Genomic DNA, 12,586 nt, shown 5'->3' on the forward strand with positions numbered 1-12,586 from the left:
CGGGGTGGGGGGCTGGGGGATTTGATCATGGCTATGCCGGCCCTGAACTCCTTGGCCCGCACGTATCCACAGGCCCGCATCACCCTCTTGGGCATGCCTTCGCATGCGGCCATCCTGCAGGACCGCAGCAGCTGCATCGCAGAGGTGGAAGTCCTGCCCCTGGCCGAGGGGATCAGGTCACAGACCGGCAGCAGCCCCGACGCGGCGGAACTGGAGGGGTTTGTGCAGCGGATGCGCATCCGGGCCTTTGATCTGGCGGTGCAGCTGCACGGCGGGGGCAGGTTCTCCAATCCCTTCATCCGCAGCCTGCAGGCGCGCCATACGGTGGGCAGCCGGGCCGCGGATGCCAGCGCCCTGGAACGCACCGTGCCGCACCAGTATTTCCAGCACGAGACCATGCGCGGCTTTGACGTGGTGGCGCTCGCCGGTGCCGGACAAACCACCCCGGAGCTGCATTGGCAGGCCACCGCGGCGGAACTCGCACGCGCCGCGGCCCTGCTGCCGCCCGCCGGTGCGGCACGGCCGCTGGTGTTGCTGCATCCAGGGGCGCAGGACCCCCGGCGCCGGTGGGCGGGGGACAATTTCGCGGCCGTGGCCGCCGCGCTGGTGCAGGATGGCCACCAGGTGCTGGTGGTGGGCGACAGTGCCGAGGCGGCACTGTCGGAGCAGGTGGCCGGTGCCGCCCGCAGGCTCCTGCCCGCCCGGATCGAGCCCAAATGGGTGCGGTCGGTGGCCGGGACCCTGGATCTGGGAACCCTGTGCGGGTTGTTGCGCAGCAGTGCAGCGCTGGTGGCCAATGACAGCGGTCCGCGGCACCTGGCCCAGGCGTTGGGCGTGGCCACGGCATCCGTCTTTTGGGCTCCGAACATGGTCAATGCTGGCCCCTTGCAGCGGGTGCGGCACCGGGTGCAGATCGCGTGGGACACCCGCTGCCCGCAATGCGGCGCGCCCGCCGCCGGGCACGTGGCCCCCGCCTGCGGACACGACGGCTCCTTCGTTGACGAGGTGCCCGTGGCTGCCGTACTGGCCGACGTCAGGGAACTTTTGGGCAGCTGAATTCCAGCCCGTTCCCAGCTCAAACCCAGCCTGATCCCTTTCAGGGCCGCAGGGGGTGCCCTGCGTCAAACCCTTGATTCTTCTGCGGGCTTCTGTTTCCCTATGGAGAGTGCGTCAAGCCCATGGCGCCCACTGCGATGACGTTGTAGGTGGCCGTCATGACACAAGTTGGTACATCTTCCTCCGCCCAGGCGAGGCCCGGAATCCAGGTTCCCCCGCCGGCCCGGGGGCTCAGTGCTGAACGCACGGAGCTGGTGCTGGCGCACTTGGGCTTGGCTGATGCCTTGGCACGCCGTTACCGGAGGGCCAACTCGGACTGGTCAGATTTGCAGCAGATTGCCCGTTTGGGTCTGCTGCACGCGGCCCTGCGTTACGATCCCGGCTTTGAGCGCGCCTTTGCCGTATTCGCGGTGCCCACCATTTGCGGGGAAATCAAGCGGCACCTGCGCGACCATGGCTGGGCCGTCCGTCCACCGCGCCGTGTCCAGGAACTCCGGGCGTCCCTGTTCCGCCTCACCCCCGAACTCACCCAGCAGCTGGGACGGGAACCCAGCTGCGCCGAACTGGCCCATGCCCTGACAGTGAAAACGAAGGATGTGGAAGAGGCGCTGCTGAGCGAAAACAGCATCACCCCACAGTCCCTCGACGCCCAAAACGCCGCCTATGGCTCCTCCTGGGCAGACCGGCGGGGACAGGCGGAGGATGTATTCTCCCGGATTGACGAGGTGCTGAGCCTGCGCTGTGCCCTGCGGGACTTGACCCCCTGGGAGCGGCAGCTGCTGGCCCTGCGCTTTCAGGAGGACCTCAGCCAGCAGCAAATTGCCGCCGTGCTCGACATCTCCCAAATGCAGGTCTCCCGTGCGCTGGCAGCATTGCTGGCCAAACTCCGCGCCCAGCTCGGCGCGGATTGAGGCCTGGGGAAAATTTTGTTTAGAAGCTGCCGGGCGGGGAACTAAACACTTATGACGCAGAACACAGTCCAGCAGCTCAATGGAGTGCTACTTGACCGCGATGGCACCTTGATCAAGGACGTTCCCTACAACGGGGACCCGGATCTGGTGGAACTCATGCCCGGCGCAGTGCAGGCAGTCGCCCGCCTTCGGGCCGCCGGCTTGAAGGTGGGCATCATCTCCAACCAATCCGGCATTGGCCGGGGCCTGTTCACCAATGAACAACTCTGGGCGGTGAACCGCCGAGTGGATGAACTGCTGGGGCCCATGGATGCCTGGTTCATCTGCCCGCACGTGCCCGAGGACGGCTGCCCCTGCCGCAAGCCCCAGCCCGGCATGGTGCTGGCGGCCGCTTCGCACTGGGGCCTGGCGGTGCAGTCGTTGGCGGTCATTGGTGACATTGGTGCGGACATTGACGCAGCAGAGGCTGCCGGCTGCCGTTCAGTGCTGGTGCCGACGGCTGTGACCCTGCAGACGGAAGTGGCCTGGGCACCCCAGGTGGCAGCTGATTTGACCGCGGCCGTCACCGCACTGCTGGACAACGCATCCACGCCCCGGTCGCAGCAGGTTGCGGTGTGAGGGGCGGACGGGTGCTGGTGGCGCGGCAGGACAGCATGGGTGATGTGCTGCTGGCCGGCCCGGCAGTGCGTGCCGTGGCCGCCAACGCCGACCATGTGACGTTTTTGGCCGGGCCCCGGGGCAGTGCCGCGGCAGCCCTGTTGCCCGGAGTGGATTCCATCATTGTCTGGGACGCGCCCTGGATCACCGATCCGGCCCCGCCCGCCACCCAAAACCACATGGACACCCTGTTGGCCCTGCTGGCGCAGGAAGACGTGGATCAAGCCATCATCCTCACCTCCTTCCACCAGTCCCCACTTCCGCTGGCACTGCTGCTGCGGCTGGCGGGCGTCAACCTCATCACCGCCGCCTCCGTGGACTATCCCGGCACCTTGCTCGATGTGCGGCTGCGGCCGGGGGAGGACTTCCCGGAAAACCTCGCCGAACCATTGCGGGCCCTGGCCATTGCAAAGGCGGCCGGATTTACGCTGCCCCCGGACGACGCCGGGACCCTGGCCGTGCGCGGCATCCCACCCCTGCAGCCCTTCCGTCCCGCGAAGCCCTATGTGGTGGTCCACCCCGGCGCCGATGCCGAGGCCCGGGCCTGGGCCGCCTCGGCCCACCGGGAGGCCGTGGCCCTGCTGGCCCAGCGCGGCCATGCAGTGGTGGTGACGGGTTCGGCAGAGGAAACCCGGCTCACCTCCACCGTGGCCGGGGACAGTGCCCTGGACCTTGGCGGCCTGCTGGACCTGCCGGCACTGGCCGCGGTGCTCCAGGGCGCGCAGGCCGTGGTGGTGGGCAACACGGGCCCGGCCCATCTGGCGGCGGCGGTGGGCACCCCCGTGGTGAGTTTGTTCTCCCCCGTGGTTCCGGCCGAAAAGTGGGCACCCTATGGAGTGCCGGTGACGGTGCTGGGGGATCAGCAGGCGCCCTGCCGCAATTCCCGTGCCCGCATCTGCCCCGTCCCGGGCCATCCCTGCCTGAACAATGTCACGGCGGACGAGGTCATTGCCGCCGTGGAGGCTTTGCTCCTGCAGAGAAAAACAACGGGGCTACCCCGAAAGGTTGATCAGTGAAGATTCTTGTGTGGCATGTCCACGGCGGCTGGATGGATGCCTTTGTCCGCGGCGGCCATCACTACCTTTTGCCCACCACGGACCGGGGCGGCCCGTGGGGTCTGGGCCGGGCGGGCCGTCCCTGGCCGGAGACCGTGCAGGAAGTTCCCGTGGAGCAGCTGCGCCACAGCGAAATCGACGTCGTGGTCCTGCAGCGGATGGAGGAGATGGACGCCGTTGAACTTCTTACCGGGCGCCGTCCCGGACGGGACATGCCAGCGATCTTTGTTGAACACAACACGCCCAAGGGCGCCGTTCCGCACAGCATCCACCCGCTCGCGGACCAGCGCGGGATCGTGGTGGCCCACGTGACCCATTTCAACCAAATGATGTGGTATTCGGGCCGGGCGCCCACGGTGGTGATTGAACATGGCGTGCCGGATCCGGGCGCGCTGTACACCGGGGTGTTGGCGGAACAGGCGGTGGTGGTCAATGAGCCGGTCCGGCGCGGACGGGTCACGGGCACCGATCTGCTGCCACAGTTCACGGCCGCGGCACCGGTGACCGTCTACGGCATGGGTGGGGAACAGCTGGCCGGCAGCCTCGGGCTGCCGGAGCACCGGCTGCGCTGGGGCGGGGACCTGCCCGCCAGTGGACTGCATGCCGGACTGGCCCGACACAGGCTGTATCTGCACCCGTTGCGCTGGACGTCCCTGGGCCTGTCACTCATTGAGGCCATGCTGCTGGCCATGCCTGTCATTGTGGTGGATGCCACCGAGGCCAGCCGGGCCGTCCCGCCCGAGGCCGGAGCGGTCTCCTGCAACATGGCGGAGCTGCTCAATGCCGCCACCTTGTTGCTCAACGACCCCGGGGAAGCTGCACGGCGCGGCAAGATTGCCCGCGAAGCGGCACTGGCCCATTATTCCCTGGAACGTTTCCTCCGGGACTGGGATGTGCTGCTGCATGAGTGCACCTAGCGCCGGCCCCGGCGCCCCTTGCCCCCTTCGTTTGCTTGCCTGACTGTCATGACTGTCCTGACCTAGGAGGTTCCCTTGAAAATATCAATGGTTTCCGAGCACGCCAGCCCGCTGGCCGCGCTCGGGGGAGTTGATGCCGGCGGCCAGAATGTCCATGTGGCGGAACTGTCGGCGGCCCTGGTGCGCCGCGGGCATGAGGTGAGCGTCTTCACCCGCCGCGATGACCCGCATTTGCCCTCGGTGACCCGCTTTGGCCCGGGCGTGGAACTGGTGCATGTGGACGCCGGGCCCGCGCGGCAGCTGTCCAAGGACGAACTCCTGCCCTGGATGCAGGAGTTGGCCAACGGCATTGTCGATCACTGGCAGGTGCGCCCGCCCGAGATAGTCCACGGCCATTTTTGGATGTCGGGCGTCGCCAGCCTTGAAGCGGCTGCGCAATGCCAACGCGCCGGCCTGCAGCGTCCCCTCGTGGCGGAAACCTTCCACGCCCTGGGCACCGTCAAGCGCCGGCACCAGGGCGTGGCGGACACCAGCCCGGACGAACGGGTGGAGCTGGAGCCGTGGGTGGGACGGACCGTGGACATGACCATCGCCACCTGCTCCGACGAGGTCTTTGAACTCAAGGCCATGGGTGTGGCCGCCAAGACCATTGCCGTGGCGCCCTGTGGAGTGGACACCGCATTGTTCACACCCCAGGGAGCCCAGGAGGTGCGGGGCCGCAGCCACCGCATTGTCACCCTGGGCCGGCTGGTGCCGCGCAAGGGCGTGGGAACCGCCGTCAGCGCCCTGGCCGCGTTGGCGGCCCTGGGCTTCACCGATGTGGAACTGATGATTGTGGGCGGGGCCGAAGGCGGCATTGCCTCGGATCCGGAGGCCCGGCGGTTAATGGACCTGGCCGCCGAATTGGGCGTGGCCGATCAGGTCACCCTGCGTGGACAGCTGTCCCGGTCCCAAATTCCGGCCCTGCTGCGCAGCGCCGATGCCGTGGTCTGCACGCCCTGGTACGAACCCTTTGGCATTGTGCCGTTGGAAGCGATGGCCTGCGGACGGCCGGTGGTGGCTGCGGCCGTGGGCGGTTTGAAGGACTCGGTGGTGCATGGCCGGACGGGTCTGCACGTGCCGCCGCGTGATCCGGATGCCGTGGCGCAGGCGCTCGCTGCCATCCTGGGGGACCCGGCGCTGGCCCAACAGCTCGGCGCCGCCGGTGTGGCACGGGTAAATTCCCGGTACGCCTGGGAAAACGTGGCGGCGGCAACGGAGAAAATATATGCCCGCATGGTGGCTGCCCGGCACCGCGGCACAGTGCGTGCCGAGGGTGCGGCCGCGGGCATCCGCTGGGAAGGGTGGGCCCAATGAGCATCGACCAGCAGGCGTCATTGACCCTGTCCCGGCCGCTGCAGGAAGTGGTGGACAGGCATGTGCGCGAACTGGGCCCCACCTTGGCGTCCCTGAGCGCCCAGTCCGGGCTGCTGGCCACCTGGGGTGCTGCCCTGGCGCAGCAGCTCTGGAGCGGGGGACGGCTTTTGGTGGCCGGCAATGGCGGCTCCGCCGCCGAGGCCCAGCACCTGAGCGCCGAAATTGTGGGCAGGTACCTCAAGGACCGTCCCGCCTTCGCGGCCATTGCCCTGCATGCTGACAGCTCGGCGGTGACGGCCATTGGCAATGACTACGGCTTTGCACAGGTTTTTGCCCGCCAGGTGGCAGCCCATGGAAAGGCCGGAGACATTTTGATGCTGCTCTCCACCAGTGGCTGCAGCGAAAACCTGCTGCACGCCGCCCGGGAGGCACAACGGCGCGGGCTCCAGACCTGGGCCATGACCGGACCGGCACCCAATCCCTTGGCGGAGCTTGCCGGGCAGCACCTGGCCCTGGTGGGCAGGGGCGCCAGCGTGCAGGAAGCCCAACTGGTGGCCATTCATGCCCTGTGCGCCTGCTTTGACGCCGAAATTGAACGTCTCGGCTGCACCGGACCCGGGGGGCCACGATGAAGATCTGTGTGGTGGGGGACGTTTTGCTGGATCAGGACTGGGACGGCGCGGCCACCAGGCTGTGCCCGGATGCGCCGGTGCCCGTGATTGACCTGCAGCGGCAGCAGATCCGGGCCGGCGGCGCCGGGCTCGTGGCCTCCCTGCTGCTGGCGGACGGCCATGATGTCACACTGGTGACGGCGCTGGCGGCCGACGACGGCGCCACGCAGCTGCGCCGGGCTCTGACGGGAGTGCAGCTGCTGGCTGCCGAAATCCACGGCCCCACGCCGAGCAAGACGCGCCTGCGGGCCAACAAGGCCCAGGTGGCGCGCATTGACTCCGGCTGTCAGGACGTCCGCCAAGGCGGGGCGACGGCGGCCATGGTGGCCGCCTGCGCCCGGGCCGAAGTGATTGTCGTTGCCGACTACGGGCACGGTTTGCTTAGGGATCCGCTGCTGCGGGAGGTCCTGCAGGCCCGGGCAGCGGTGGTGCCGGTGGTGTGGGATCCGCATCCGCGCGGAGTGGAGCCGGTGCCGGGGGTGGCGGCGGTGACTCCCAACCTGGGTGAGGCGTTGACCCTGTCCGGCACGCAGGGCAACGGCATCGAGGCCGCCACGCGGGCGGGCAGGGCCCTGCTGCAACGGTGGCACAGCCGCGCGGTGGTGGTCACCCTGGCCGAGCGGGGAGCGTTGATGCTGCAAAACAGCGACGGTGAAGGCGTCGCCCCGCTGCTGCTTCCCGCCCCGGTGCTGACAGTGGCCGACTCCTGCGGCGCCGGGGACCGGTTCGCCTCCGCGCTGGCGGTGCACCTGGCGCAGGCGGCACCCATTTCCACGGCGGTGGAAGCAGCGGTGGGCCTGACAGGCCGCTTTTTGCACCAGGGGGGCGTCGCGTCCCTGGCCCCCAACCCCGCCACCGGCGCGCCGGAATTTGACACCGCCCCCGGCGCGCCGGAATCCGGCACCGGGCACTCCGTGCCGGCCCAGGGATTCACAAGTGCGCAGGAACTGGCCGCGCAGGTCCGTGCCCGGGGCGGGACGGTGGTGGCCACGGGAGGCTGCTTTGACCTGCTCCACGCCGGGCATGTGCGCATGCTCGCCCAGGCACGCGCCCTGGGCGACTGCCTCATTGTGCTGTTGAATTCCGATTCCTCGGTGCGCGCCAGGAAGGGCCCCCAACGTCCCATCAACGCCGAGGCGGAACGGATGGAGCTGCTGCACGCTTTGGCGAGCGTGGACGCCGTCGTGCTTTTCCAGCAGGACACCCCCGAACAGGCCCTGCGCACCCTGCGCCCGGATGTGTGGGTCAAGGGGGCCGACTATTCCGCGGACACACTGCCGGAGGCGCAGGCGGTGCGCAGCTGGGGCGGGCAGGTGGTCACGGTCCCGTACCACCGCCAACACTCCACCACCTTGTTGGCCCAGGCGTTGGCCAGGGCCGGCAATTAAAACGTTCGGCCAATCCGCACCATGACAGGAAGAGGAAAATTACAGATGCAACAGATGAAAAGTTTGGCCAACAAGGTTGTCATTGTCAGCGGGGGAGCCTCGGGGCTGGGGGCTGCGGTGGTGAAATCCGTAGCCGACGCCGGCGGAGTGCCGGTGGTGCTGGACCAGAACGTGCAGGCCGTCCAGGATGTGCAGGCGCATCAAGTGGACGTCTCCAATTCCGCGGCCGTGGCACAGGCGGTGGCGGATGTGGCGCAATCGTGTGGCGGCATTGACGCGGTGGTGACGGCGGCCGGCATTGACAGGTGCGGACGCCTGGAGGACGTCCCGGCCCAGGAGTGGGACAAGGTGGTCATGGTGAACCTGCTGGGCACCGCGGCAGTGATCCGTGCCGCCATGCCGTGGTTGCAGGAGCGGCACGGCTCGGTGGTCACGGTGGCCTCCTCCCTGGGCCTGCGGGCGCTGCCCGAGGCAAGCGCCTACTGTGCCTCCAAGTTTGGGGTGATTGGTTTCAGCCGCGCGCTGGCGGCGGAGAACAAGGGCAGGGTGGGTGTCACCACGCTGATCCCCGCCGGCATGAAGACCCATTTTTTTGATGACAGGGCCGAGCAGTACAAACCCAGCGACGATTCCCGCCTCAATGATCCCCAGGCGGTGGCCAACGCGGTGGTTTTTGCCCTCACCCAGCCGCGCGGCTGCGAGGTGCGCGAGCTGGTGATCTGCCACGAGGAGGAGGACTCCTGGCCCTGACAACAACCGCACCCGGTGCCCTGGGCGTTGACCCGGCAAATCAGACAGTGACAGAGGAAGGATCCGTCCATGAAGGCCCGAAGTGAAGAGTTTGCCGCCCTGCGCGGCCTGAACCCGCAGGTGCCGGGGCTGCTGGCCGAGGCCCGCCCCCACATTGTGGTGCTGGGCGAGCTGCTGTTGGACAGCTGGTGGGACGGCACCGTGGAGCGCATGTGCCGGGAAGCCCCCGCACCCGTGGTGGACATGGGGCTCAGGCGCTTTGCCCCGGGCGGGGCGGCCAATACGGCGGTGAATCTGGCGGCGATGGGCGCACAGGTCACAGTCATTGGTGCCGTGGGCCTCGACCGGGGCGGGACCACTGTGGTGTCCCTGCTGCAGGAGGCCGGAATTGACACCTCCAACGTCCTGGTGGTCCCCGGCCACCGCACCACCTCCAAAACGCGGGTGGTGGCTTCCGGGCAGCTGCTGCTGCGCATGGACGACGGCGGCACCCCCCTGGCCCCGGAGCAGACGGCTGCGCTGGGGGCGGCGTTGGAAACGGCCTGCGCGGATGCGGATGCGGTGCTCATTGCCGACTACGGCTCCGGCGGCCTGCCCGTGCACCTGGCGCCGGCCCTGCGCGCGAAGGCCGCCGCGCACACGGTGTTCGTGGTGGACGCCCACGATGTGCGGCCCTGGGCGCCGCTGGCCCCGGACGTGGTCACACCGAACTGGCAGGAGGCGCTGCGCCTGGTGCAACTGCCCGACCCCCGCCGCCCCCGGGCACAGTGGGCACTGGACCACCAGGAGGCGCTGCTGGCTGCGGCGCAGGCCGCCAATGTTGTGGTGACGCTGGATCAGGAAGGCACCGTGCTGCTGGCGGCGGCACGCACCACCCACCGCACCTGGGCACGTCCGGTGTCGGAGACACAGACGGCTGGTGCCGGGGACACCTTCGTGGCGGCATTGACCTTGGCGCGGGCCTGCGGCGTGCCATTGACCACTGCCATGGATCTGGCCCAAATGGCCGCCGACATTGCCGTGCACCGCAGTGGCACGGCGGTGTGTTCCACCGCGGATTTGGCGCACCGGCTGGGCAACTTCGCCGAACGCGTGCTGGAACCGCAGGAACTGGCCCGTCACGTGGCCGCGGCGCGGTCCCAAGGGCAGCGGGTGGTGTTGACCAACGGCTGCTTTGACGTGCTGCACCGGGGCCACACCAGCTACTTGAACCAGGCCAGGCAACTGGGCGAGCTGCTCATTGTGGGACTGAACAGTGACGCCTCGGTGCGCCGCCTGAAGGGCTCCGGACGGCCGCTGAACCAGGCCGCGGACCGTGCAGGTGTGTTGGCCGCTCTGAGCTGCGTGGACTATGTCACGGTGTTTGGCGAGGACACCGCCGTGGACTTGATCCGCCTGCTCAAACCTGACATTTATGCCAAGGGCGGGGACTACAGTCCGGAAATGCTTGCTGAGACACAACAAGTGCTCGCCCATGGCGGGCGGGTGGAAATTTTGGACTACGTGCCTGACCACTCCACCACCGCGCTAGTGGAAAAGATGGCCGCAGCACCGCCGCCGGCCTCCCTGGAAGCGGCGAGTTCTGATACTGCTTAAGGCAGCAGTCCCACCCGGGGGCCCTGGAGTGCTTGGAGAACCCAATGACTAAGAAAATTGCGCTGGTGGCCGGAGCATCCCGCGGCTTGGGCCTGTTGCTGGCGCACGAGCTTGGTGCCCGCGGCTACCGGCTGGTGATTTGTGCCCGCGACGCGGACACCTTGGATGCGGCGGCGCAACAACTGCGCGGTGCCGGTTTCGAGGTCCACCCACGGGTCTGCGACGTCGGTGACAATGCCGCAGTCGTTGACCTGGTGGCCGGCATTGAAAACGGGATCGGCCCCATTGAGGTGCTGATCACAGTGGCCGGCACCATCCAGGTGGGGCCCCTGGCCGAGTTGGACCACGGCCACTTTGAACAAGCCGTTTCCACGATGCTCTGGGGTCCCGTCAACCTGGCCCTGGCCGTGGTGGAGCCCATGCGCCGCCGCGGCAGCGGGCACATTGCCACCGTGACCTCCATTGGCGGCATGGTCAGCGTGCCACACCTGCTGCCTTACAGCACAGCCAAATTTGGGGCTGTGGGCTTTTCGCAGGGACTGCGCTCGGAGCTCAGCGGCAGCGGCGTTTCAGTGACCACCATTGTGCCCGGACTCATGCGCACCGGCTCGCATCTGCGGGCCCTGTTCACGGGCCGGCAAAGCGCCGAATACTTTTGGTTTTCGCTCGGTGCATCCACCCCCGTGGTCTCCATGGCTGCGGAACGCGCAGCCGCCCGCATGGTCAAGGGGGTCCTGGCCGGGCGCACCATGGTGGTGTTGACGCCGCTGGCCAAGGTGGCCATCCGCGTCCACGGCCTGGCCCCGGCATTCACGGCGGCCCTGTTGGGACGCGCGGGCCGCCTGCTGCCCGGTCCGGCTTCGGGGGATCAAGCCACCATGGAAGGCGCGCAGGCCCGCAGCCGGATGGACCCGGCCATACGCGCCGTCCACGACCGGCTCACCCGGCTGGGACGCCGGGCGGCCGGCCGCTTCAACGAGGCCCGCCCCTGATAGCGGGGCTGGAGGGGTCAGGGCTTCAAAACCACCTTGATGCAGCCGTCTTCTTTTTTCTGGAACATTTCATAGGCCTCCGGGCCCTGCTCCAGCGGCACCTCATGCGTCATGAGGTCGTGCACACCCAGCGGGTCCCCCGACTGCTCCACCAGGGGCAGCAGCTCGGGAATCCAGTGCTTGACATTGCATTGGCCCATCCGCAGCTGGATTTGCTTGTCAAAGAGGGTCAGCATGGGCATGGGATCGGCCATGCCGCCGTAGACCCCGCTGAGCGAAATGGTTCCGCCCCTGCGGACGGCATCAATGCTGGCGTGCAGTGCCGCCAGCCTGTCCACACCGGCTGTCTCAATGGCTTTTTGCGCCAGCGCATCCGGCAACAGCCCGGCCGCGAACTGGGCGAAGCCGCCCACCGGCGAACCGTGGGCCTCCATGCCCACGGCATCCACCACGGCGTCCGGGCCCCTGCCGTCGGTGAGTTCGCGCAGCTCATCGCCAATGTGTTCATGTGAATCCAAGGTTTCAATGCCGTGCCGCTGTGCCATGGCGCGGCGCTCTGGCACGGGGTCAATGCCAATGACACGGTGCCCCAAATGCCTGCCGATGCGGGCGCAGAACTGTCCCACCGGGCCCAGCCCGAAAACTGCCAGCGTGCCGCCGTCGGGCACTGCTGCATACGCCACCGCCTGCCATGCGGTGGGGAGAATGTCGGAGAGGTACAGGTACTGCTGGTCATCAAGATCGTGGCCGACCTTGATGGGGCCGTAATCCGCGTGCGGCACACGCAGATACTCCGCCTGGCCGCCGGGGACGGAGCCGTACAGTTCGGAGTAGCCAAACAGGGCGGCCCCAGAGCCCTTCGCGCGCACCTGGGTGGTCTCGCACTGGGACTGCAGTCCCAGGGAGCACATGTAACAGCTGCCGCACGCTATGTTGAAGGGAATCACCACCCTGTCACCCGGGGCCAAATTTTTCACGGCACTGCCCACTTCCATGACGATGCCCATGGGTTCGTGGCCCAGGATGTCGCCCTTGTGCATGTAGGGGCCCAAAACCTCATACAAGTGCAGATCGGATCCGCAAATGGCCGTGGAGGTGACCTTGATGATGGCGTCTGTGGGCTCCTGAATCACGGGGTCGGGAACTTCCTCGATGCTGAGGTTCCTTTTGCCTTGCCAAGTCAGTGCTTTCATAGCTGGTAGCTCCTTTTCTTGAAGAACGGTTGCCACTGCCAGTA

12 protein-coding genes are annotated in these 12,586 nt (G+C 67.8%); 11 read left to right on the forward strand and 1 reads right to left on the reverse strand.

Features of this window, described 5'->3' with window-relative positions:
- Positions 1–27: 27 nt before the first annotated feature.
- The 11 genes from ACFUCV_RS03345 (at position 28) to ACFUCV_RS03395 (ending at position 11,349) form a co-directional block, all read left to right on the forward strand.
- Positions 28–1,056 (forward strand): glycosyltransferase family 9 protein, encoded by a 1,029-nt coding sequence (locus ACFUCV_RS03345; RefSeq protein WP_380812014.1) that lies wholly within the window; start codon positions 28–30, stop codon positions 1,054–1,056.
- A gap of 158 nt (positions 1,057–1,214) precedes the next feature.
- Positions 1,215–1,967 (forward strand): sigma-70 family RNA polymerase sigma factor, encoded by a 753-nt coding sequence (locus ACFUCV_RS03350; RefSeq protein ID WP_380812016.1) that lies wholly within the window; start codon positions 1,215–1,217, stop codon positions 1,965–1,967.
- Between the two features lie 51 nt (positions 1,968–2,018).
- Positions 2,019–2,585, forward strand: coding sequence for a D-glycero-alpha-D-manno-heptose-1,7-bisphosphate 7-phosphatase (locus ACFUCV_RS03355; protein ID WP_380812018.1), 567 nt, complete (start codon positions 2,019–2,021; stop codon positions 2,583–2,585).
- Between the two features lie 35 nt (positions 2,586–2,620).
- A complete protein-coding gene (locus ACFUCV_RS03360; protein WP_380812358.1) occupies positions 2,621–3,640 on the forward strand; it encodes a glycosyltransferase family 9 protein in 1,020 nt (339 codons plus the stop codon).
- Positions 3,637–4,596, forward strand: coding sequence for a glycosyltransferase (locus ACFUCV_RS03365; protein WP_380812020.1), 960 nt, complete (start codon positions 3,637–3,639; stop codon positions 4,594–4,596). Before ACFUCV_RS03360 ends, ACFUCV_RS03365 begins: the two co-directional genes overlap by 4 nt.
- A 75-nt stretch (positions 4,597–4,671) precedes the next feature.
- A complete protein-coding gene (locus tag ACFUCV_RS03370) occupies positions 4,672–5,952 on the forward strand; it encodes a glycosyltransferase (RefSeq protein ID WP_380812022.1) in 1,281 nt (426 codons plus the stop codon).
- On the forward strand, positions 5,949–6,584 hold the full coding sequence (locus tag ACFUCV_RS03375; protein ID WP_380812024.1) for an SIS domain-containing protein: 636 nt from the start codon (positions 5,949–5,951) through the stop codon (positions 6,582–6,584). Before ACFUCV_RS03370 ends, ACFUCV_RS03375 begins: the two co-directional genes overlap by 4 nt.
- Positions 6,581–8,011, forward strand: a complete 1,431-nt coding sequence (gene rfaE2 / locus ACFUCV_RS03380; RefSeq protein WP_380812026.1) for a D-glycero-beta-D-manno-heptose 1-phosphate adenylyltransferase — start codon at positions 6,581–6,583, stop codon at positions 8,009–8,011. The genes ACFUCV_RS03375 and rfaE2 (ACFUCV_RS03380) overlap by 4 nt, the downstream gene beginning before the upstream one ends.
- A gap of 45 nt (positions 8,012–8,056) precedes the next feature.
- Positions 8,057–8,761: an SDR family oxidoreductase gene (locus tag ACFUCV_RS03385; RefSeq protein ID WP_380812028.1), complete on the forward strand. Its 705-nt coding sequence runs from the start codon at positions 8,057–8,059 to the stop codon at positions 8,759–8,761.
- Between the two features lie 69 nt (positions 8,762–8,830).
- Positions 8,831–10,357, forward strand: coding sequence for a D-glycero-beta-D-manno-heptose 1-phosphate adenylyltransferase (gene rfaE2, locus ACFUCV_RS03390; RefSeq protein ID WP_380812030.1), 1,527 nt, complete (start codon positions 8,831–8,833; stop codon positions 10,355–10,357).
- Positions 10,358–10,401: 44 nt separating this feature from the next.
- Entirely contained in the window at positions 10,402–11,349 is a 948-nt protein-coding gene (locus tag ACFUCV_RS03395) for an SDR family NAD(P)-dependent oxidoreductase (protein ID WP_380812032.1), read from the forward strand.
- Positions 11,350–11,366: 17 nt separating this feature from the next.
- Here ACFUCV_RS03395 and ACFUCV_RS03400 read toward each other — a convergent pair whose 3' ends face one another.
- Positions 11,367–12,542 (reverse strand): zinc-dependent alcohol dehydrogenase, encoded by a 1,176-nt coding sequence (locus ACFUCV_RS03400; protein ID WP_380812034.1) that lies wholly within the window; start codon positions 12,540–12,542, stop codon positions 11,367–11,369.
- Between the last annotated feature and the right edge of the window lie 44 nt (positions 12,543–12,586).

This window comes from Specibacter sp. NPDC057265 (assembly GCF_042668835.1).
In the GTDB taxonomy this organism is placed as follows: domain Bacteria; phylum Actinomycetota; class Actinomycetes; order Actinomycetales; family Micrococcaceae; genus Specibacter.